Raw genomic sequence first — 22038 nt, forward strand, 5'->3', positions numbered from 1 at the left:
ATCATCTCGGGTATGGCACAAGATGGAGATTGTCGGAGCACAGAGAATCATCCGTGCAGCAGCGCGGCAGAAGTTGATTTCACCTCAACGCAGCAGAGCGGTATGTTAAGAGAGCGCATCGTCCGATGGCGCTTTCGACCCGAAGGCTGCTGCAACTCGCCTTCGTCACAGCCATGTTCTTATTGGAGTGATGGCCACCCTCAAGGGGCGGCCCAGTGTCCGCCAACGATAAATCGATCGACTGAGTAGACTACGCGTTCTTCCAGCTAGCGAGCAATCTCTCGGCGTTTTTCGGGGGACTGCCTCCAAGGAGGTGTGCAATGACACTCACCACATCGACAATATCCCTGACCACGTTTGCCGTGGTCTCCGTCGGCATTCTGGCTCGCACCGACGCCCATCAAGCAGATAGCGGCTGGACCTATCCTCCAGCGTGCTGCAATGCTCACGACGATTGCGCGGCCATTTCCGCTCAGGACATCCGTCGAGGGCCTCGTGGTTTCTCGGTTTTCCTGCGTGCGGGCGCTCACCATCTCGCCACAAAACCACACCTTTTCTTCATTCCGTACGGAAACGAGATCCTCTCCGGCGATGGCCGGTATCATATCTGCCTTCATCCGACGGAAAACGACGTGAACTGCTTCTTCTCGCCGCCTGACAGTACCTAATCCCGTGGGTGGCTGGAGCCGCCGCACCAGCATCTGAGAGATATTCTCCGTTCAGCCTGATTCTGAAACACGTAAGCACGGCCGAATGTGGAGTGGCCAATCTTGCAATTTCACATTCAGGCAAGCGCTACGCCAACGGCCAGCTGAGCTAATTCCGAAAGGCGTCGGCGGAGATCGTCGTCACCAGCCTGATATCGCGGCGGAAATCCGATGGCGACATGCCGGCGATGTGGCGGAAGGATTTGTTGAAGGCGCTGATCGAGCCGAAGCCGCTGTCCATCGCGACCTGCAGCACATTGGCGCCTTCGCTCATCAGCATCGCCTGGGCGCGCGACAGCCTGAGCAGCGTCACATATTTGCTGAGCGTCATGCCGGTCGATCGTTTGAACAGGTTCATCGCATATTTCGGATGCAGGTCGGCGGCGCGGGCAATATCGACCGAATCGATGTCTTGCAGGAAATTGGCGGCGATGAAATCGCACATGCGCGCGACGCTGCGCGAGGAATTCGGATGCGGCTGGTCGCCTTCCAGGCTGACGGTCGTCTTCGACGTCGTCATCGAATAGGGTTCGAGGGCAATACGCTCGATGCGCAGCAGCAGTTCGTCGACAGCGTGCTGGGCCTTGGCGGAATCGCCGGACTTGGAATAGCGGAACCAGCGGGCGAAATTCTCGTTGTCGGCGGCATCCGTCGCCGAGGTCAGCAGCGTCTCGCCCTTCATCAGCCGGCTGGAAATGCTGATCGGCAGACGCAGCCGGAAAAAATAGATGAGCGGCAGATGGGCGCCGGCATAGAGCGAATCATCCGAGGATTCGTCCATCTGATGCGGCTGGCCGCCCCAGAAGAGGCACATTTCGCCGGCGTTCAGCCGGAATTCGTGATCGCTCATCCGATAGTGAACTGTGCCGCGCATGACGTAGTTGACCTCGACCTGCGCATGCCAGTGCGGCATGGCCATGACGAGCGGATGGGCATGAAACATCTGCAGCGCGGTCGGCGAGCCCTCGATGCTGCTGGCGCCAGGCCGATAGATTGCACTCGTGCCGATCTTACTTTCCGCCAAATCCATATTCCCTTTTTAGGAGACAGGCGCTCCCTTGCGGATAGTCTAACCGCGTTCGTGAAAGATCGGCAATTGAAAAGGGAGGATTTTCAATGCGCTTCAAACTTCTTGCTGCGACCGCAGCTGTCGCACTGCTTGCTTCCGGCTCCGCCTTCGCGCAGTCGGCCAACCTGACCATCTGGAGCTGGAATGTCGCCGCGTCGGCATTGAAATCCACGCTGCCCGGCTTCAACAAGCAGTTTCCCGATATCAAGATCACCGTGGAGGACCTTGGAAACAGCCAGGTGTTCGACAAGACGCTGGCGGCCTGCGCCGCCGGCGGCGACGGCTTGCCCGACATCGTCAGCATCGAGAATTTCGAGGCTGAAATTTTCTGGAGCCGTTTCCCCGACTGCTTCGCCAATCTGAAGGAACTTGGCTATACGCCCGAGATCCAGGCGAAATTCCCCGACTTCAAACGCACCGAGCTTGAAGTCGGCGACGTCGCTTACGCCATGCCGTGGGATTCCGGCCCGGTCGCCGTCTTCTATCGCCGCGACCTCTACGAAAAGGCCGGCGTCGATCCGAGCACGATCAGCACCTGGGACGATTTCATCGCCGCCGGCAAGAAGATCTCCGCCGCCAACCCCGGTGTCGTCATGGCACAGGCGGATTTCAACGGCGACAGCGAATGGTTCCGTATGATCGCCAACGAGCAGGGCTGCGGCTATTTCTCGACCGACGGCCAGAACATCACCATCAACCAGCCGGCCTGCGTCGCCTCGCTGCAAAAGGTGAAGGAGATGAAGGACGCCGGCACGCTGACATCGGCCAACTGGGACGAAAAGATTCAGGCCAATACCGCCGGCAAGGCAGCAAGCCAGCTCTATGGCGGCTGGTATGAAGGCACCGTTCGTTCGACCTCGCCCGATCTCAAGGGCAAGTGGGGCGTCTACAAAATGCCGAGCCTGACCGCCGACGGTCCGCATGCGGCCAATCTCGGCGGTTCGTCGCTCGCCATCTCCGCGACCTCCGCAAATAAGGAAGCAGCCTGGAAATTCGTCAACTACGCCCTCGGCACCAATGAGGGCCAGGTTACGATGCTGAAGGAATTCGGCCTGGTTCCGTCGCTGCTTTCGGCCGAGAAGGATCCCTTCGTCAATGAGCCGCAGCCCTATTGGGGCGGCCAGAAGGTCTGGGCAGATATCCTGGCGACGCTGCCGAAGATCGTGCCGAGCCGCGGCACCGCCTTCCAGAGCGATGCCGAAGCCATCTTCAAGGCGACGCAGACGAAGTTCTTCGCTGGCGGCTACCCCGATGCGAAGGCGGCGCTCGACGACGCCGCCAACCAGATCGCCTCGGCGACCGGTCTTCCGATCGCACAATGAATGACGATGCCGGGCGCTTGATGCGCCCGGCTTTCCCGGCTTGCAACGCGGCCAGTCATTCGTTCGTTCGAGAGGAGGAGGCTTGATGCCGTTCAGAACCCGGAGCGCCTATGCGTTCCTCGCCCCCTATCTGCTTGTTTTCGCCACCTTCTGGGTCTGGCCGATCATCGATTCGTTCCTGATTTCCTTTCAGAACACCCGCATCAATCCGTGGAAATTCAGTTTCCAGGCCAATTGGGGCCGGCTCTTCTACGACCCGGCCTTCTATAATGCGCTTTACAACACGCTGATCATCCTGCTGATCCAGGTGCCCGTGATGATCGCCCTGGCGACGGTCATGGCCGTCATGCTCAATTCGCCGCTTCTGAAAGCACGCCCGCTCTTCCGTTTTGCCTTCTTCGCCCCCGTGGTCGTCGGTGAAGTCGCCTACGCCGCAGTGTTCCGGCTGATGTTCAGCCTCGATTTCGGCATCATCAACAAGCTGATCACCGCCGTCGGCTTGAGCCCGGTTTCCTGGTTCGACAATGCGAATGCCGCCATGGGGCTGATCATCCTTGCCGTCACGTGGCGCTGGGCCGGCTATAACGCCATCATCATCCTCGCCGGCCTGCAGTCGATTCCCGAGGATGTCTATGAGGCAGCGACGCTCGACCGCGTGAGCAAGGTGCAGCAATTCTTCCACATCACCCTGCCGCTGTTGAAACCGATCATCCTGTTCTGCGTCGTGCTTTCGGTGATCGGCACCATGCAGCTCTTCACCGAGCCCTTCCTCATCACCAATCGCGGCGGTCCCGGCGGCGGCACCGAGACGCTCGGCCTCTTCCTCTACCGCCAGGGCTTCACCTCGCTGAATTTCGGCTATGCCTCGGCGATCGCCTATACGATGGCGGCCCTTGCCGTGGTCATCTCGCTTCTCAATCTCTGGGTCGGGAGGGATCCGAAATGAAATCCAGGTCGCAATCCCTCCTCCTGCGCCAGATCGCCCTGCACGCCGTGCTGGCGCCGCTCGCGGTGATCTGGCTGTTTCCGCTCTGGATGATGTTCGTTTTCTCCACCATGCCCGACAACGGCATCTTCAGCCCGGAGATCGTCCTCTGGCCATCAACCAACTTCATTGAGAATTTCAAGAACCTGCAGGCCGACACCGATTTCATCGGCGCGATGGTGATCTCCGTCGGCGTCGCGATCATCTACACCTTCCTGTCAGTGCTGTTGACTTCGATGGCCGGCTGGGCACTGGCACGTTACCGTTTCGTCGGCCGCACCGTCGTCATCGCCATCATCATCGGCACGATCACGCTTCCCTTCTCCGTGGTCGTCATCCCGCAATTCATCATGGTGGCACGCGAGTTCAAGCTGGCAAACACCTGGGTGGCGCTGATCGTGCCGCCGCTGTTCAACTCGCTCGGCGTGTTGTTCATGCGGCAATCCTTCTCGATGATGCCGGGCGAGCTTTTCGACGCGGCGCGGGTCGAAGGCGTCAAGGAATGGCAGATCTTCCTGCGCATCGCCCTGCCGCTCGCAAGCCCCACCATGGCGGCGCTGGCGATCATTCTCTTCCTCGCCTCATGGAACAACTACCTCTGGCCGCTGCTCATCAATTCCAAACCGGGAATGATGACGGCGCCGGTGGCATTGGGAACGCTGATCGGCCTGACCAAGGTTTCCTGGGGCGGCATCATGGCGGGGGCAGTGCTGCTGACGGCGCCGATCCTCGTCGTGTTCGTGGCTCTGCAGCGTTATTTCATCGCCGGCATCGCGGCCGGCGCAATCAAGTAATCGGGGAGGCCGCATGGCGGAGCTTTCACTCAGCAATATCGTCAAGCGCTTCGGCGGCTTCGAGATCATTCACGGCGCCAATCTGGAGGTGAAGGACGGCGAATTCGTCGTCTTCGTCGGCCCCTCGGGCTGCGGCAAGTCCACGCTCTTACGCATGATCGCAGGCCTCGAGGATATTACGGCAGGCGAGCTTCGGATCGGCGGCAGGGTCGTCAACGATGTCGAGCCGGCCGATCGCGGCATCGCCATGGTCTTCCAGTCCTATGCGCTCTATCCGCATCTGACGGTCGAGGAGAACCTGAGCTTCGGCCTGCGCATGAACGGCAATCCGAAAGCGGATACCGAGCGGCGCGTGCGCCATGTCGCCGACATCCTGCAGATCACCGAGCTGATGAAGCGGCGGCCGAAGCAGCTTTCCGGCGGCCAGCGCCAGCGCGTCGCGATCGGCCGCGCCATCGTTCGCGAGCCCCAGGTCTTCCTGTTCGACGAACCCTTGTCGAACCTCGATGCGGAGCTGCGCGTGCAGATGCGCGTCGAGATATCAAGGCTGCACAAGCAGCTCGGCACGACGATGATCTACGTCACCCATGACCAGACCGAAGCGATGACACTGGCCGACAAGATCGTCGTGCTGCGCGCCGGCAATATCGAGCAGATCGGCGCGCCGCTCGATCTCTACGACGATCCCGCCAACCAGTTCGTGGCCGGCTTCGTCGGCTCGCCGAAGATGAATTTCCTGAAGGCCATCGTGGTCGAGACGCAGCCGGGCAGGGTGGTGATCGCGCTGGAAAGCGATGCCAATACGCGCCTGTCGCTTCCCGTCGCCGATCCCGTCCAAGCAGGCGCCAAGGTGACGCTCGGCATCCGCCCCGAGCATTTCGTCGATGCCGGCATGGGCGATGCCGATCTCACCGTCGCCATCGATGTTGCCGAACACCTCGGCAATACCAGCTACATCTATGCCGCCATCGGCGGCGAGCAGCTGATCATCGAGCGGCCGGAATCGCGCACCGCCGGCAACCGCGAGACCCTGACGGTCGGCCTTCCCGCCAGCCGCACATTCCTTTTCGACGGCGCCGGCAAACGGCTTCGCTAGAACAGGATGATTTCAGGCCGGACCGGCCTGAAATCTGAATCCTGTTCTAAATTAAAGAGTTGGAGCATGATGTCGTCCGAAAACCGCTCACACTTTTCGGCATCATGCTCTGTCGCAATCCCAAGGCAGAAAGACGAAAGAGGTTTCCATGACTTCCGATCAACCGATCCGCTGGGGCATCATCGGCCCCGGCACCATCGCCCGCACCTTTGCAGACGGCGTCGCCCATTCGCGCACCGGCAAACTGGTGGCGATCGCCACCCGCAATCCTTCCAAGCCTGGACTTGCCGAAAACTTCCCCGGCGCCCGCATCGTCAATGGTTACGAGGCGCTGCTCGCCGACAAGGAAGTGGACGCGGTCTATATCTCCACGCCTCACACCGGCCATGCCGAATGGGCGATCAAGGCGGCACGCGCCGGCAAGCATATTCTTGTAGAAAAGCCCATCGCGCTTTCGGCCTATGATGCCGAGGCCGTCTACTACGAAGCGAAGAAGGCCGGCGTCTTTGCCGGCGAAGCCTTCATGTACCGCGTGCATCCGCAGACGGAGAAGCTGGTCGAACTCATCAAGAGCGGCATGATCGGCACGCTCCGCATCATCCGCTCGAGCTTCGGCTTCAACATGGGCAGCTACCGGCCGGAGCACCGGCTCTTCGCCAATGACACGGCGGGCGGCGGCATTCTCGATGTTGGCGGCTATCCGGTCTCGATGGCGAGGCTGATCGCCGGTGCGGCGGAGGGCAAAGCCTTCCTCGAACCGGAGAAGGTTTCGGGCGTCGCCCATCTCGGAGAGAGCGGCGTCGACGAATGGGCTTCCGCCGTGCTGAAGTTCCCCAACGAGATCATCGCCGAGGTCTCCTGCTCGATCATGGCCCAGCAGGATAACGTGCTGCGCATCATCGGCTCCGAAGGCCGGATCGAGGTCGCGGACTTCTGGTTCGCCTCCGGCCATAAGGGCGGCGTCGGCAAGATCGAGATCTTCAAGGGCGGCAAACAGGAAACCGTCGAGATCAAGGAAGATCGCTGGCTCTATTCCTTCGAGGCGGATGCGGCGGGCGATGCCATCCGCGCCGGCAAGACGGAGTTCAGCACTCCCGGCATGAGCTGGGCGGATTCGATCGGGAACCTGCGGGTGCTCGACCAATGGCGCGCCTCGGTCGGTCTCGAATACGGCGTCGAGAAGGCGGTAAAGCGCACGGCCAACATTGCCGGCGGCACGGTCACGCACGGCAGCAGCATTCCGAAGCGCCAGATTCCAGGCATCTCCAAGCCGGCCTCGGTCGTGACACTCGGCTTCGAGTTCTTCCCGAACTTTGCGTCGGCCTCGCTGACGCTCGACGCCTTCTACGAGGCCGGCGGCAACGCCTTCGACACGGCCTATGTCTATGGGGCCGGCAAGACAGAGACGATCTTCGGCGACTGGCATACGAGCCGCAAGGTGCCGCGCGAGGAGATCGTGCTGATCGGCAAGGGCGCGCATTCGCCGCTCTGCTATCCCGACATGATCGCCAAGCAGCTCGATCAGTCGCTCGCCCGCCTGAAGACCGACTATGTCGACATCTATTTCATGCATCGCGACAATACCGACGTGCCGGTCGGCGAATTCGTCGACGCCATGGATGCCGAGGTCAAGCGCGGGCGCATCCGCGGCATTTTCGGCGGTTCGAACTGGACACGCGCGCGTTTCGACGAGGCGATCGCCTATGCCGAAAAATCAGGCAAGGCCGCACCTGCGGCACTCTCCAACAACTTCTCGCTCGCCGAGATGCTGGATCCGATCTGGGCCGGCTGCGTCGCCGCCTCCGACGACGACTGGAAGAAATGGCTGAACGAGAAGCAGATCCCGAACTTCGCCTGGTCCAGCCAGGGCCGAGGCTTCTTTACCGACCGCGCCGGCCGCGACAAGAAGGACGACGAGGAGATCGTGCGCGTCTGGTATTCGGAACGCAATTTCGGACGCCGCGACCGCGCCATCGAGCTTGCCAACAAGCTCGGCCGCAATCCGATCCATATCGCGCTTGCCTATGTCATCGCCCAGCCTTTCCCGGTCATCCCGCTGATCGGGCCGCGCACCGTCGCCGAGCTGGAAGACAGCCTCTCGGCGCTCGACATCCGGCTGACGCCCGATCAGGTGAAGTGGCTGGAAGGCTGATAAAAGAAGAAAGGGCGCGGCTCGAAACCGCGCCCTTTCATATTTACTTCATCCCTTCGGACGCCTTCTTCTTGGCGGCGTCGTCCATCAACTCATACCACATAGCGTTGAGGACAGCGAAGGCGGCTGCCAGCGGCAGGCCGAGGATCCATGCGAAATACCACATCGTTTCGTCTCCCTCAGTAGGCGTGGCTGCTCTTATCGGTGACCGACTTCTCGTCGACCTTGCCCCACAAAACCTTGTAGACCCAGGCCGTGTAGGCGACGATGATCGGCAGGAAGATCACCGTCACGACAAGCATGATGAACAGCGTCAAATGGCTGGAGGATGCATCCCAGACCGTCAGGCTCGACCGCGGATCGAGCGAGGAGGGCAGGATGAACGGGAACATCGCCAGACCGACCGTCGAGATGATGCCTAGTATCGCCACCTTGCTGAAGATCAGCGTCATCACCTCGCGCCCGGCCCGCATGGCGAGGAAGGCCAGTGCCGCACCGGCAAAGCCGAGGACGGGCGCCACGATCATCCACGGATGGGCGCTGTAATTGGCAAGCCATGCGCCGTTCTCGATCACCACGCTCTTCAACAGCGGGTTTGACGGTCCGATCGGGCTGATATCGCTGGTGATGCGATAGCCGCCAACGCCGATCCACAGGAAGAGGCCGCCAAGGGCAAAGAGCACGATTGCGGCAAGGGCGGCGATACTGCCATAGCTTCTTGCGCGCTCCGCAACCGGCCCGCTCGCCTTCAGGACCAGCCAGGCCGCACCATGCATCGTCAGCATGGCGACGGACAACAGGCCGCAGAGCAGGGCATAGGGGTTGAGCAAAGCGAAGAACGAGCCTTCGTAGAAGATCCGCATATCGTCGGCAAAGCGGAAGGGCACGCCCTGCAGCACGTTGCCGACAGCAACGCCGAAGATCAGCGCCGGCACGAAGCCGCCGATGAAAAGCGCCCAGTCCCAGCCGTTTCGCCAACGGACGCTTTCTCGTTTCGACCGGTATTTGAAGCCGACCGGGCGCAGGATGAGCGCGAAAAGGATCGCGAACATGGCGAGATAGAAGCCCGAGAAGGAGACCGCGTAAAGCGGCGGCCAGGCGGCGAAGATGGCGCCGCCGCCGAGGATCAGCCAGACCTGGTTGCCTTCCCAGGTGGCGCCGATCGTATTGATCGCCACGCGCCGCTCCGCGTCGGTCCTGGCGACAAAGGGCAGAAGCGTGCCGACGCCGAGATCGAAGCCGCCTGTCGTTGCAAAAGCGATCAATATCACGCCGAGCAGCAGCCACCAGATGAGGCGCAGGGTTTCGTAGTCGATGAGTTCGTGAAGGATCATGGCAGGTCACTCCGCGGCGGGGACGAGGGTTTCGGATATCAGGACGGCTTCCGGCTCGTCGTCCGGCTCGGGTCCCTGCCTGATCGCCTTGATCATCAGGCTCATCTCGATGACGATCAGCACCGTGTAGAGCGCGGCGAAACCGATGATCGTCAAAAGCACGGTGCCGGCGCCGAGGCTGGAGACGGCTGCTGCCGTCGGCAGCACGCCTTCTATGACCCAGGGCTGGCGGCCGAATTCCGCGACCACCCAGCCAAGCTCGATGGCGACCCAGGGGAGCGGGATCGCCAGCACGGCAATCCTCAGAAGCAGCGGGTACTTGTCGAGATGGCGCCGCGCCGACAGCCAGAAGAAGGTTGATGTCAGCAGGATGAAGAAAATGCCGAGGCCGACCATGATGCGGAAGGACCAGAAGAGCGTCGGTACATGCGGGATGGTATCGCGCGCCGCCTGAGCGATCTGCGCGTCGGTCGCCTGGCGCGGATCGTCGACGTAGCGCTTCAGAAGAAGCGCGTAGCCGAGATCATGGCCGAGATCCTCGAAGGAGCTGCGCACTTCCTGGGCGACCTGATCCTGCGCGGGCGCCGCACGGATCTGCATCAGCGCGTCATAGGCCTTGATGCCGTCGCGAATGCGGACCTCGGCCTGCTGTTCGAGCTTGTCGATGCCGGGGATCTCGGTCGTCAGCGACCGTGTGCCGATCAGGCCCATCACCCAGGGAATGTGCACGGCAAAATGCGTCTCGCGCGCCTCCTGATCCGGGAAGCCGAAGGCGGTGAAGGCGGCGGGCGCCGGCTCCGTCTTCCACATACCCTCGATCGCGGCAAGCTTCATCTTCTGGTTCTCGGTCGCGAGATAACCGCTCTCGTCACCGAGTACGACGACCGAAAGCGCCGAGGCCAGGCCGAAGGAGGCGGCGACCGTCATCGAGCGCTTGGCAAGCTCGATATGCCGGCCCATCAGCACGTACCAGGCGGAGACGCCGAGCACGAAGATCGAGGCGCAGACATAGCCGGCCGATACCGTATGAACGAATTTCGCCTGGGCGACCGGATTGAAGACCACGTCGAAGAAACTCGTGATCTCCATGCGCATCGTCTGCGGATTGAGCGCCGATCCCACAGGGTTCTGCATCCAGCCATTGGCGATGAGGATCCAAAGCGCGGAGAAGTTCGAGCCGAGCGCCACCGCCCAGGTGGCGACGAGATGGCCAACCTTCGACAGCTTGTCCCAGCCGAAGAAGAACAGGCCGACGAAGGTCGCCTCCAGGAAGAAGGCCATCAGGCCTTCGATCGCCAGCGGGGCGCCGAAGATGTCGCCGACATAATAGCTGTAATAGCTCCAGTTCATGCCGAACTGGAATTCCATGACGATGCCCGTGGCGACGCCGAGCACGAAATTGATGCCGAACAGCGTGCCCCAGAATTTCGTCATCTGCCGCCAGATCTGGCGGCCGGTCATGACATAGACGGTTTCCATGATCGCCAGCAGCACGGACAGGCCGAGCGTCAGCGGCACGAACAGGAAGTGGTAAAGGGCGGTCAGCGCGAATTGGAAGCGCGATAGCGCAACGATATCTAGTTCCATTGTCTTTCTCCCACGGTCCCACGGGGTACGGAGCGTTCCTCAGCGCCGGGTGGCGGTTGAGGGCATGCAGGTCTCGCTCAGTCCGGCCGAAGCCGGTCGAGCGCCTTTTCGAACGCCGCCTCTCCACGGCGCGAAACTTCAGAAACGCGGCCGCCTTCGATGACGGCGATGCGGTCTGCGATCGCGGCCTCGCGGCGGATATGGGTCGCGATAACAAGCGAACGGCCCGCTGCCATCCCCGACAGGCGCCGGAGCACATCGCGGGCGGTGGCACCGTCGAGGCCTTCGGTCGGCTCGTCGAGCAGCCAGAGCGGCGTGTCGCGCAGGAAGAGTCGGGCCAGCGCCAGCCGGCGCGACTGGCCGCCGGAAAGGCCGAGGCCGCCTTCGCCAAGCCGCGTATCCATGCCCTGTGGCATTGCCTCGATATCGGCAAGCAGGCCTGCGGCTGCGAGCGCATCACGGAGACGGGCTTCGCTCGCATCAGGGTTCGCCAGGATGAGATTGCCGCACAGGCTATCCTCGAAGAGTTCCGTCCGCTGCGTCAGCAGGGTCGCCGCCACCGCCGCGACGCTTCCCGCCTCCGCCGCCAATTCGCCGGAAAGCAGAGCAAGCAGGCTGGATTTGCCGGCGCCGCTGGCGCCGATGACGGCCAGCCGTTCGCCCTGCTTGAGCACGAAGTCGATATGTTGAAGGGCGGGCACGGCCGAGCGTTCATGGAAGGCGGTCACACCAGCCAGCAAAAAGGCATATCCCGGCATCGGCGGCGCCAATGGTTCAGCCGCCGTCGCGACGGCAAGCCGCGGCGAGATACGCTTCGCGGCCAGCAGCGTCCGGCCGAGCTCCAGGGCGCCACGGCGCAGCGCCGCGAAGGGTTCGACGGCCGCGAAGGCGACGAGAAGGCCAAGGGCCGCGACAGGCGCAGTGATCGCCTTCGTTTCAGCCAAAGCGGCGACGGCGAGCAGTGACGCCGTCAGCAGCAGGGTGGAGACGAGGCCGAAGCCGAATGTCAGACCGGTTTCGACACGGTTCAGCCGGTCATCGGCACGGGCGGTATAATTATCGGCGGCCATGATCGCGCTTGTCTGCCCATCAAGCCGGCCGGCCATCAGCAAGTCGGTCTGACCGGCGACAAGATCGATCGTCCGCGACCGCAGCGCCTCGATGCCATGGGCGCGCCTACGCGCATGTTTGCGCGCCGCGCGGCCGGCGATCAAAGGCAGGCCGAGGCCGGCGCCGGCGAGAAAGAGGCCGAAGCAAAGACCGAACACCGGATGCATCAGGCCGAGCACCCCGCTTGCGGCCAATGCCGCACCGACCGCCACGACGGCCGGCACGAGAATACGAAGATAGAGGGAGTCGAGCGCATCGATATCGGCCGTCAGCCGGAACAGCAGCCTTGCAGGGCGATGCAGCAGGGCGCGGGCAGCGCCCGGTTCGGCAAAGCCGCGAAACAGCCTTTCGCGGAGGGCGGCAAGCACGCCGAGCGTGGCGTCATGGGTCGCGAGCCTTTCGCCGTAACGCGCTGCGGTGCGGACGATGGCAAGCAGGCGGATGCCGGCCGCCGGCGCAAAGACGTCGAAGGTCATGGCGACCGCCGCCGAAAGACCGACGAGCGCGGTGGCGGTGATGAACCAGCCGGACAGGCCGAGCAGCGCGATGCCCGCGGTCACCGTCGCAGCCGAAAGCATCGCACCAAACAGCAGCGCGCGCCGGCGTTCGGCAAGGAAGAGACGCAGGATCGGCTTGAGGTCTGCAACAAATGTGCTCATTCGGCTGCCTCCCGGATGATGAGATCGGCGTCGATGCGCATGCTGCGATGCATGCGGGCAGCCAGCAGCGGATCGTGGGTCGCAACGATCAAAGTCCGTCCGCGTGCAAGCGAAAGCAGGCTTTCCGTCACTTCGGCGGCGGTCGCGGCGTCGAGATGCGCGGTCGGTTCGTCGGCCAGGATGATCTTGAGATGCGGATTGCAGGCCGCCCGCGCGATCGCAAGCCGCAGCGCTTCGCCGCCGGAAAGTCCGATTCCCGCTTCACCGAGGGGCCGGTTGCCATAGGCATCGGCCACCTTTCCAAGCCTCGCGGCATCAAGCGCCTTTGCCACGTCGCCCCGCGCAGTGCCGGGCCTACCGAGCGAAATATTGCCGGTGATGGTGCCGGCGAAGATATGCGGTTTCTGGCCGATCCAGGCCATGCCGCCGCGCAGAGCAGCCGCCGTCTCATCCCCAAGTTCGACGCCGCCGATGACGATGCGGCCGTCGGTGCAGGGGGCCAACCCCGCGATCAACGAAAGAAGTGTCGACTTGCCGGAACCGCTGGCGCCAAGCAGCGCCAGATGTTCGCCGGCGGCGATATCGAGGCTGAAACCGTCGAAGATCAGCGGCGCGTCGGTGCCATATCGAAAGGCGAGATTTTCAAGCCGGATGGCGGGCGCCTCGTCGCTTGCAGAGGCCTTCACTTCGCCCGATCCCTGAATGGACAAGCTGCCGACGGCAAGGGAGTCCAGCGCTTTCAGCGCCGCTTCGCCCGCCGCCCGGTCGTGCCAGACGGTCGAGAGTTCGCGCAGCGGCTCGAAGAAAGCAGGCGCAAGCAGCAGGATAAAGAGGCCTTCCGTCAGATCGAGCCGGCCTGACCAGGTGCCGAAGCGAATCTCGCCGAGCAGGCTGAACCCGACATAAACGGCGATCATCGCCACACCGAGTGCTGCGAAGAGTTCGAGCACGGCCGAAGAGAGAAAGGCGATCCTCAGCACCGCCATGGTGCGCTTGCGCAGCGACTCGGCTTCATCCCGCAGCTTGAGCGCAGTTGCATCGACCGCATCGAGCGCCCGGATCGTTGCCAGTCCACGCAGGCGATCGAGCAGAAAGCCATTAAGGCCGCCGGTCGCGACAAGCTGTCTTTCGCTGGCTGCCTGGGCACGCCAACCGATCAGCGCCATGAAAACAGGGATCAGCGGCGCGGCGAACAACAGAACCAGCGCGGCGATCCAGGAAACCGGCAGGATGAAGGCCAGGATGACCAGCGGCACGAGGCTCGCCTTCACGCGCGCCGGCTGGAAACGGGCGAGATAGGGAACAATGAGTTCGGCCTGCTCGCCGATTACGCTTGCGGCTTTGCCGGATGCCGGCTGGCCGCGATCGACCGGCGACGACATGGAAAGGGCCGAGACGGCGATCCGGCGTCTGCGGCTGAGTTCGGCGCGCGCGGCTTGGAAGGCGAGGCGGCTGCCAGCCGCATCGAGACAGCTCCTCGCCAATCCAAGGAGAAGGATGCCGACAGCCGGCCAGAGAACGTCATGCAATCTGCCGCCGCCGGCGATGCGGCCGACGGAGATGGCCAGCAACCCCGCCTGCGGGATCCAGATGGCGGCGGCCAGCGCCTGCAGCATCGCCGCCCTGCGCAGCCGGCCCTTCGCCGCGCTGCCGCCGGGCGAGACGGCATCGTCATCCCGTGGCCGGACTTCCGGTTGGTTTGTCGCGTCGAAGAAAGCGGTGCCCATGGCGCTAACTCTTGTTCGCAGGATTCGGCCGGCGGCTGCGGCCGAGCGAGATGACCCGGTCCTTGGCCTCCAGAAGCTTTGTCACTTTCGCGCCAAGCGAGAGTAGCGTTGCGAGCCTTTCTGTTTCAAGTTGTTTTACATCCTCGTACCAATGCGTCAGCTGTTCGATCAGCGTGTGCATCTCGCCCATGCGCTCCTGCGCATAGCGCTCGGCTTCGCTGGCGGGGCGCTGCATCAGGATTTCGCGCAGAACCGACAGTGTCGGATCGACCTCGCGCTTCTTTCGTTCCTCGGCGAGCGTCCGCAATATCTGCCAGACATCATCCGGCGTGGTGAAGAAATCGCGACGGTCATCCGGCTTGTGCTTAAGCAGGACGAGGTTCCAGGCCTGCAATTCGCGCAGGCTCATCGACACGTTGGAGCGCGAGATGCCGAGGGAATCGGCGATCTCTTCCGCGGAGAGCGGTGCAGGGGAGACGAACAGCAGCGCATAGATCTGGCCGACCGTGCGGTTGATCCCCCAGCGGGAACCCATTTCGCCGAAATGGAGAACGAAGGACTGGACAAGAGGCGGAAGGTTCATGAGCATTTCCGTTGCGTCTGTGATTTCAGAAATTTCTGAAATGACTATACAGACTTTCGGACCCGGCCGACAATCTGCAAGGCGGGCCTGCGTCAATTTGGATGTCCGTCGGTTCGTTGATCGTGCACCATATATAGCCCGACCCGGCACGGCTGGATTTGACTTAAGTCAAGTCCGGACCAATTTGCGAGATGACGCAAAAACGCCCGGCAATGTGTTACCGGGCGTTTGGTGACTGCGATATCAGGTGCGGCCGCCCCGCTGCGGAGGCGGCTGGAATAGTGTCCGGCTCAGATCAAGCCGGAGAGGATGCCGACGCCGGCAAGCGCAGCAATGCTGCCAGCCGTGCGCGTCACTAGGACGCCTTGACGTTCGCCGGCGCGCCCGACGGCGTAGCCAAGGACGAGGCCGGCGGCGTGCAGCAGTGCCGTCGCGACCATGAAACCGGCGGCATAGGCGGCGCCGGCGGCATTTTCCGGCATTTCGGCGCCATGCGCGTGACCGTGGAAGATGGCGAAGAAACCGATGAGACCCGTCGCCACGGCGAGCGGCGCCTTGACGTTGAGCGCCACGATGGCGCCGAGGATGACGACCGAAAGCGCAATGCCGGTCTCAACGAAGGGAATATTGATGCCGGCTACGCCGAGAGCGCCGCCGAGCGCCATCACCAGAACGAAGGTCGTCGGCACGCGCCAGGTGGCGCGGCCACCAAGCTGAAAGGCAAAAACCCCGACCATCACCATTGCGAGCATATGATCGAGGCCGGACATCGGATGAGCAAAACCATGGCTGAAGCCGGCAGCTTCACCGATGGCCGGATGAGCCGAGGCGATGGCCGGAAGCGCTGCGGCGGCCAAGGCAACAAGGACGCTCTTGAGTGCTGATTTCATTGCTCGATTCCCTCGTGAAATTGCAAATTCCTGCGCCGCCGAACATAGGAATGGTTCAAAGTCGCGCGCATTACGCTAGATCAAGGAATTTGCATCGTCAACGAAAAACCTGTCAAATGCCAAGCAATTCAATTGCTTATCCGATAGGCAAATGCCGCTTTCGATTGCTTTCTTCTGGCGCGAGACTGCGCAAGACCGAAGCATTTCACCGCCAACTCGCTCATATTCCGCTTCGCCAACTGGAAAGGGCCTCGCCCAGCAGCTATCAATCGTCGAACTGAGACAGAGGAGGACGCCCATGAGCAATACCGAACGGCCCCTGGCGATCAGTGCGCCCGAACCGCGCACGCTCGATCTGATCTTCACCGACAAGGCGCGCGCCGAACTGCATGCGAAATACGAAATCGTCGAAGCCGACCCGGAAAATATCGCCGGCCTCGGCGACGAGATCCTCGGCAGGGCGCGCTATATCATCGGCCAGCCGCCGCTTTCGGCCGAAACGCTCGCCAGAATGCCGGCCCTGCGCTCGATCCTCAACGTCGAGAGCAATCTCCTGAACAACATGCCCTATGACGTGCTCTTCCAGCGCGGCATTCATGTCGTGACGACAGGCCAGGTCTTCGCCGAGCCGGTCGCCGAAATCGGCCTCGGCTTCGCCCTGGCCTTGGCGCGCGGCATCGTCGATGCGGACGTCGCCTTCCGCGAGGGCAGCGAGCTCTGGGGCGGGGAGGGCAATGCGAGCGCGCGGCTTGTCGCAGGTTCCGAGATCGGCATCATCGGCTTTGGCGATCTCGGCAGGGCGCTGCGCCGCGTGCTATCCGGCTTCAGGGCGCGCATCAGAGTCTTCGATCCCTGGCTGCCGGGCTCGATTCTCGAGGAAAGCGGCGTCGAGCCGGCGAGCCTCGAGGATGTGCTGACGAAGAGCGATTTCGTCTTCGTCGTCGCAGCCGTCACCAGCGAGAACAGAGGCTTTCTTGGCGCCGAGGCCTTCGCCAGCATGCGCAAGGGCGCGGCCTTCATCCTTCTCAGCCGCGCCGATGTCGTCGATTTCGATGCGCTGATGGCCGCCGTCTCGTCCGGCCATATCGTCGCGGCAAGCGACGTTTACCCTGAGGAGCCGCTGCCGGCCGGACATCCGGTGCGCAGCCTCAAAGGATTCATCCGCTCGGCGCACCGCGCCGGCGCACTCGACAGCGCCTTCAAGAAGATGGGCGACATGGTGCTCGAAGACATGGACCTGATGGATCGCGGCCTGCCGCCAATGCGCTGCAAACGCGCCGAACGCGAGACCGTCTCGCGCATGCGCTCCAAACCGGTCGCGGTCAATTGAAAAGCCGCCTAGGCTGACCGGCAGCCTGGGCGGCATGAAAAGAGGCTTGCGTTAAGCGGCGCGCTGGCCGGTGCCCTGGATCGCGGCAAGCTTCCAGTCCGCGCCGGGCTTGCGCACGAAGGTCCAGATTTCGGTGCTTTCGCTCGGACGGCGGTCGTCGCCGGAAACCACGCGGCCGCTGTCGCGCTCGACCATGGCATCGATCGAGGAATAGCGCATGGCGAGCGTCGCATATTCCTGGCCGTCTTCGCGCCACGCCTCGGCGATATCGCCCTGCAGCAGCTTGACGTCGGAGACGCGGTTGCGCACGCCATTGGTGGCGTTCTCGCCGAGTTCCTCGGCAAGGTAGGACATGGCCTCCGGCGTCGTCAGCCGGCGCAGCGTGCCGTAGTCTTCGGCGCCGTAGGCGGTCTGTACGTTCGTCAGCAATTCCTCGAACTGGTCGAGATCGGCCTGCGCCAGCCCGATCTCATCGCTCGCCCGATTGCCGCGCGCCTGTCCACCGTAACCCGCGCCCGAGCCGATTGCCGGGATCTGGAAAGACGAATTGTTCGCCGGCGCCATGTTGAAGGACTGGCCGTAGGACCGGCTCTGGCCGCCGACGCCATAGGAAGGCTGGCGGCGGTTGGCGAAATAACGCATGGCGAGCATGATGGCGCCGCCGACCAGAGCGATCTGCAGCAGCATGCCGAGGAAGCCGAAGCCGCCGCCGAAACCGTGGCCGAGCAGCATGCCGAGCAGGCCGCCGGCAATCAGGCCGCCGATCATCGAGCGGCCGAAGCCGTTGAACAAACCGGGCCGCTGGGCGCCGAGCGGCTGCTGGGCCGTAGCAGGGGCAGTTGTGCGCGGCGTCATCGACCGTTCGATCGGCGCGGCAGTGGTCGGCGCTGTCTGGGTGACGGGCGGGGCCTGGAAGGTCCGCGTGCCGCGGCTGCCGAAACCGGAGCCGCCGGCACGGCGCGCCTCGGCATCCCCGAGCGAAGCAAAAACGGTAGCGCTCGTCAGTACGGCAATCGCCGCAAACTTGGCAAAACGCGAAACGGCACCCGGCATTCTGATCTCCTGTCATGCTCACCACGGCAATCGAGAGCTAATATAGGTAGTCTTTCCCGGGTTTGAAGTTCTTTTGCCGCTTTACTGGCAGACATCGACCCAGCGCGCGCCGGTCAGTTCCGCCAACCGGCCGGTGGCGATGCGTACGGCTGAATTGGTCGAGCCGGCCGCAGGCACGACTTCATCGAAGCGCTTCAGCGAGACGTCGCAGTAAATCGGCAGCGGCGACGGCAGGCCGAACGGGCAGACGCCGCCGACGGGATGGCTCGTCACCGCCACGACTTCCTCGGCATCGAGCATGCGCGCCTTGGCCCCGAACGTATCCTTGAACTTGCGATTGTCGAGCCGTGCCGTGCCGCCGGCAACGACCAGCATCGCCTGTTCGCCGACGCGCAGGCAGATCGTCTTGGCGATCTGGGCCGGCTCGACGCCGTGGGCTTCGGCAGCAAGCGCCACCGTCGAGGAACTCTCGGCGGTCTCGATGATTTCGATATCGGGTGCATGGGCGCCGAGAAAGGCGCGAACGGATTCAAGGCTCATGGGACAGGATACTTCGAAAAAGAACCGCGTCTAACGCCGCGCGATGACGCGGCCGTGGAAAATTCACGCATTGCTACCTAGCCCGATATTCCAGAAACTTCAATCAGGCGGCTGTCCATCGTATGGTTCGCGGACACCGCACACTGGGGTTCTGTGGGCATTGCTGTTCCCCCTGCTAATCCCTGTCAGCTTGCCGGATTGCGCGCCGTGACGATCCATGCCGCGCCGTCAATCATCACCGACCGCTCGCTGGGGCGGTCCGCGAAGGCGGCACGAACCGCGGCCGAGGCGCGGGCGCGGATGTCGTCTGGCTGATCAGCGAGCGCGCGCGACAGCGGGCCGACCTCGAGTGTCATCTCCACCGCGTCGTCGATCGCCACGTCCCGCGTCTCCCCCTCGCCGAACGGGATGGAGGCATCGAATGGCACGATAGCGACATCTGTGAAGCCAGCCACCGTCAGGATACGCGCCACCCGCCCCCGGTCGCCAAAAGAGAACGGGCCGGGCGCTTCGGGATCGGGCGGCGCCGTCGGCGGGAGGATGCCTTTGATCGCGCCCATCGGCAAGCGCACCCAATCGTTCTCGGCCATGCCGCGCCAGCAGACGAAAGCGACCCGCGCGTCCGGCTTAAGCGCACGGCGCATATGCGCGAACGCCGCTGTAGGATCGTCAAAGAACATCACTCCAAAGCGCGAGAACAGGATGTCGAACGCGCCCTCGGGCAGCTCGGCGCTGCTGGCGTCGGCCACCTGGAACAGGGCCGGCGTATCCTGTGGCGCAAGTGCGCGCGCTCTATCGATCAGCGGTTCGGATATGTCCACGCCGAGCACATGGCCCGCCGCGCCGACGCGGCCGGCCAGATCCAGACTAGACGCCCCCGCGCCGCAGCCGACGTCCAGCACGCGTTCGCCCGCGGCGGGCGCGGCGGCTTCGATCGCGGCCTGGCCGAAAACCGCCATCATGGCATCGAGCCGGGCCTGGTAAGCGACCCAGCGCTCCCCGCTTTGGCCATTCCAGTCGGCTACCTGATAAACATTTTTCTCTGCCATGCCATATCCTTGTTCTGATCCGTTCTTAACCAGGTGATCCGCCCGCGTGGTCGCTGCCACCGTGCGCGGCGATGAACATGGTGACGGCTGATCGGCAATAGGCTTCGATTTCGGTGTCGTCCTCTGCTCGCGCCTCATCGAAGCGTGCAGTAATCAGGAGATCGGATCCTTTGAAGAGGGCGCCAAACAAGCGGGCGGACTGGAGAGGATCGGGCACGTTCAGAACCGCCTTCGCGTGCAACTGACGCAATAGGGCCTCGATCTGCGCGATGACATGGGCGGGGCCGGCTTCGTAATAGAGCTTGCTTAATGACTTTTGATTCGTCTTGTCGGCCATGACCATGGCTTCGACACTGCGGACGTCCGGGCTCAACAGCGTGCGAAGGAGGGATGATCCCACCGCCATGAGCTGATCTTCAGCCGAACCGTCGATGCCTTCGAAAAGGGCCTGTGGTGCAAATTGATGGCAGCGGGCGGCGATGGCCGCGCTGAACAGCGCCTCCTTGTTCTCGAAGTGCCGATAGATGCTGAGCTTGGATATCTTCGCTCGCTGGGTGACCTTGTCCAATGTCGTCGCTTGAAAACCCAACTCCACAAAGAGTTCGTATGCTGCGTCGACTATCGTTTGGCCAAGCGCCTCGTTGGCTGGCCGGCCGCGCCGGCCTCGACTATTTTCGGTCACGACCATTAAGATCCTTGACAGTATCGTTATTCATGCTTTACGATACCACACAGTATCGGAAAATTGCAAGCCGAAGAACGGATTTTATCCTGTCCCCCAGATCGAACTTCTCTAAGCCGCTTGGCCATATCGATGCGTACCGGCGGACGAGACGCGCCAAGGCTCAACCAATCACACTCCCTCAACAGCACGGAGCTTATCACCATGGATGACGTCATTATCATCGGCGGCAGCTTTGCCGGTCTTGCCGCCGCGCTGCAGCTCGGCCGCGCCCGCCGCAAGGTCACCGTTCTCGATACCGGCCTGCCGCGCAACCGCTTCGCCGGCCACTCGCATGGCCTGCTCGGCCACGATCACAAGCCGCCGCTGGACATCCTGGCCGAGGCGCGGCAGCAACTGGCGCGCTATCCCACGATCAAGCTGGTCAGTGCCCGGGCCGACAGTGTCTCCGGCGCCATCGACGATTTCAACGTCCTCACTGGCGATGGCGAAAGTCTTAAGGCGCGCCGCGTGATCCTGAGCTACGGCATTGCGGACCAGATGCCTGATGTTCCGGGCTTTGCCGAAAGCTGGGGTACGTCGATCGTGCCGTGCCCCTATTGCGACGGCTTCGAAGTCGCCGGCCAGCATTGGGGCCTCGTCTGGTCCGGCCGGCAGTCGCACAATCAGGTCAGGCTTTTCCACGATTGGACCGACAGGTTGACGCTGTTCGCCGATGGTCACGACATTCCGCCCGATATCCGGGCCGATCTGGCTCGCCGCAGCATCCCTGTCGTCGAGGGTCGGATCACCGGGATCGCTCGTCACGGAGGCCATAGCGCCACTGTCAAAATCGATATCGGCCCCGATGTCGCGGTCGACATCCTGTTCGCGCATCCGCGCAACAAGCCGTCAGCCAGCCTGCATGAATCGCTGGGCCTCGCCACAGTCGATACGCCCAGCGGCATCGCCCTCAAGGTCGATGAGCGCCGCGAGACCAACATGCCGGGTATCTACGCCGCCGGCGACCTCGCCAACCCCGGAATGCCCTCGGTCACTACGGCATCATGGCAAGGCGCGATGGCGGGTATCTTCGCCCAGCAGTCGATGCTGGTTTGAGAGCAGAGAATCTCGTCCCCGGTGCCGCGGGCTGCGATCCCCTTCCTCCATGCGCAGTCGCGCACCACTCTGTTCGAGCCGCCCGACGTTTATGAAAGAGCCCTGGCGCGTTACGCGCTCTCTGTCGAGGATGTCGCTTTCGCCAAGGCGCATCGTCGGTCGCGAAATCTCCTCGTCATCAACGCCATCATTCTTTGACCGACCCCTCGAAGGTTTCAGGCCGATCCGCGCGAACAGAGAACTTCAGATTCCCTTAGCGGGTATTATTGCA

21 protein-coding genes are annotated in these 22038 nt (G+C 62.9%); 9 read left to right on the top strand and 12 right to left on the bottom strand.

The window, feature by feature from the left end; genetic code table 11:
- Window positions 1-320 precede the first annotated feature (320 nt).
- A complete protein-coding gene (locus ATY76_RS10760) occupies window positions 321-668 on the top strand; it encodes a hypothetical protein (protein ID WP_088674757.1) in 348 nt (115 codons plus the stop codon).
- A 148-nt stretch (window positions 669-816) separates the two neighbouring features.
- On the opposite strand, the gene ATY76_RS10765 is transcribed toward ATY76_RS10760, so the two are convergent.
- The gene (locus ATY76_RS10765) at window positions 817-1737 is read right to left on the bottom strand and encodes a helix-turn-helix domain-containing protein (protein WP_088674758.1); all 921 of its coding nucleotides are present in this window, start codon (window positions 1735-1737) and stop codon (window positions 817-819) included.
- Between the two features lie 86 nt (window positions 1738-1823).
- Here ATY76_RS10765 and ATY76_RS10770 point away from each other — a divergent pair, with 86 nt between their 5' ends.
- The 5 genes from ATY76_RS10770 (at window position 1824) to ATY76_RS10790 (ending at window position 8125) form a co-directional block, all read left to right on the top strand.
- A complete protein-coding gene (locus tag ATY76_RS10770; RefSeq protein WP_088674759.1) occupies window positions 1824-3098 on the top strand; it encodes an extracellular solute-binding protein in 1275 nt (424 codons plus the stop codon).
- 85 nt (window positions 3099-3183) lie between these two features.
- Window positions 3184-4044, top strand: coding sequence for a sugar ABC transporter permease (locus ATY76_RS10775; protein ID WP_088674760.1), 861 nt, complete (start codon window positions 3184-3186; stop codon window positions 4042-4044).
- The gene (locus ATY76_RS10780) at window positions 4041-4877 is read left to right on the top strand and encodes a carbohydrate ABC transporter permease (RefSeq protein ID WP_088674761.1); all 837 of its coding nucleotides are present in this window, start codon (window positions 4041-4043) and stop codon (window positions 4875-4877) included. Before ATY76_RS10775 ends, ATY76_RS10780 begins: the two co-directional genes overlap by 4 nt.
- A gap of 13 nt (window positions 4878-4890) precedes the next feature.
- A complete protein-coding gene (gene ugpC, locus ATY76_RS10785; RefSeq protein ID WP_088674762.1) occupies window positions 4891-5973 on the top strand; it encodes a sn-glycerol-3-phosphate ABC transporter ATP-binding protein UgpC in 1083 nt (360 codons plus the stop codon).
- A gap of 148 nt (window positions 5974-6121) precedes the next feature.
- The gene (locus ATY76_RS10790) at window positions 6122-8125 is read left to right on the top strand and encodes an aldo/keto reductase (RefSeq protein ID WP_088674763.1); all 2004 of its coding nucleotides are present in this window, start codon (window positions 6122-6124) and stop codon (window positions 8123-8125) included.
- Window positions 8126-8168: 43 nt separating this feature from the next.
- Here the strand turns inward: ATY76_RS10790 and cydX are convergent, their stop codons facing one another.
- The 7 genes from cydX to ATY76_RS10825 form a co-directional block, all read right to left on the bottom strand.
- Window positions 8169-8291 carry a cytochrome bd-I oxidase subunit CydX gene (cydX, locus tag ATY76_RS10795; protein ID WP_088674764.1) on the bottom strand — a complete coding sequence of 41 codons (123 nt, stop codon included), beginning with the start codon at window positions 8289-8291 and terminating at the stop codon, window positions 8169-8171.
- 13 nt (window positions 8292-8304) lie between these two features.
- Entirely contained in the window at window positions 8305-9459 is a 1155-nt protein-coding gene (cydB, locus tag ATY76_RS10800; RefSeq protein WP_088674765.1) for a cytochrome d ubiquinol oxidase subunit II, read from the bottom strand.
- A gap of 6 nt (window positions 9460-9465) precedes the next feature.
- Window positions 9466-11046, bottom strand: coding sequence for a cytochrome ubiquinol oxidase subunit I (locus tag ATY76_RS10805; protein WP_088674766.1), 1581 nt, complete (start codon window positions 11044-11046; stop codon window positions 9466-9468).
- Window positions 11047-11123: 77 nt separating this feature from the next.
- Window positions 11124-12815, bottom strand: coding sequence for an ATP-binding cassette domain-containing protein (locus ATY76_RS10810; protein WP_088674767.1), 1692 nt, complete (start codon window positions 12813-12815; stop codon window positions 11124-11126).
- The gene (gene cydD, locus ATY76_RS10815) at window positions 12812-14542 is read right to left on the bottom strand and encodes a thiol reductant ABC exporter subunit CydD (RefSeq protein ID WP_088674768.1); all 1731 of its coding nucleotides are present in this window, start codon (window positions 14540-14542) and stop codon (window positions 12812-12814) included. The genes ATY76_RS10810 and cydD overlap by 4 nt, the downstream gene beginning before the upstream one ends.
- 4 nt (window positions 14543-14546) lie before the next feature.
- The gene (locus ATY76_RS10820) at window positions 14547-15125 is read right to left on the bottom strand and encodes a GbsR/MarR family transcriptional regulator (RefSeq protein ID WP_088674769.1); all 579 of its coding nucleotides are present in this window, start codon (window positions 15123-15125) and stop codon (window positions 14547-14549) included.
- A 290-nt stretch (window positions 15126-15415) separates the two neighbouring features.
- Window positions 15416-16015 carry a HupE/UreJ family protein gene (locus ATY76_RS10825; protein WP_088674770.1) on the bottom strand — a complete coding sequence of 200 codons (600 nt, stop codon included), beginning with the start codon at window positions 16013-16015 and terminating at the stop codon, window positions 15416-15418.
- Between the two features lie 298 nt (window positions 16016-16313).
- Here ATY76_RS10825 and ATY76_RS10830 point away from each other — a divergent pair, with 298 nt between their 5' ends.
- The gene (locus tag ATY76_RS10830) at window positions 16314-17345 is read left to right on the top strand and encodes a hydroxyacid dehydrogenase (protein ID WP_088674771.1); all 1032 of its coding nucleotides are present in this window, start codon (window positions 16314-16316) and stop codon (window positions 17343-17345) included.
- 51 nt (window positions 17346-17396) lie between these two features.
- Here ATY76_RS10830 and ATY76_RS10835 read toward each other — a convergent pair whose 3' ends face one another.
- From ATY76_RS10835 to ATY76_RS10850, 4 genes are all read right to left on the bottom strand, one after another.
- Window positions 17397-18398 carry a Tim44 domain-containing protein gene (locus tag ATY76_RS10835; RefSeq protein WP_088674772.1) on the bottom strand — a complete coding sequence of 334 codons (1002 nt, stop codon included), beginning with the start codon at window positions 18396-18398 and terminating at the stop codon, window positions 17397-17399.
- An 81-nt stretch (window positions 18399-18479) separates the two neighbouring features.
- Complete coding sequence (locus ATY76_RS10840) at window positions 18480-18938, bottom strand: YbaK/EbsC family protein (protein ID WP_088674773.1); 459 nt, start codon at window positions 18936-18938, stop codon at window positions 18480-18482.
- A gap of 185 nt (window positions 18939-19123) precedes the next feature.
- Window positions 19124-19987 (bottom strand): class I SAM-dependent methyltransferase, encoded by an 864-nt coding sequence (locus tag ATY76_RS10845; RefSeq protein WP_088674774.1) that lies wholly within the window; start codon window positions 19985-19987, stop codon window positions 19124-19126.
- 25 nt (window positions 19988-20012) lie between these two features.
- Complete coding sequence (locus tag ATY76_RS10850; protein WP_088674893.1) at window positions 20013-20669, bottom strand: TetR/AcrR family transcriptional regulator; 657 nt, start codon at window positions 20667-20669, stop codon at window positions 20013-20015.
- A 204-nt stretch (window positions 20670-20873) separates the two neighbouring features.
- On the opposite strand from ATY76_RS10850, the gene ATY76_RS10855 reads away from it, so the two are divergent.
- Window positions 20874-21767 (top strand): NAD(P)/FAD-dependent oxidoreductase, encoded by an 894-nt coding sequence (locus ATY76_RS10855; RefSeq protein WP_088674775.1) that lies wholly within the window; start codon window positions 20874-20876, stop codon window positions 21765-21767.
- A gap of 21 nt (window positions 21768-21788) precedes the next feature.
- Window positions 21789-21965, top strand: a complete 177-nt coding sequence (locus ATY76_RS33155) for a DUF4158 domain-containing protein (RefSeq protein WP_141105003.1) — start codon at window positions 21789-21791, stop codon at window positions 21963-21965.
- The last annotated feature ends 73 nt before the right edge of the window (window positions 21966-22038 follow it).

The sequence above is a fragment of the Rhizobium sp. R339 genome, assembly GCF_002211395.1.
Lineage (GTDB): Bacteria > Pseudomonadota > Alphaproteobacteria > Rhizobiales > Rhizobiaceae > Rhizobium.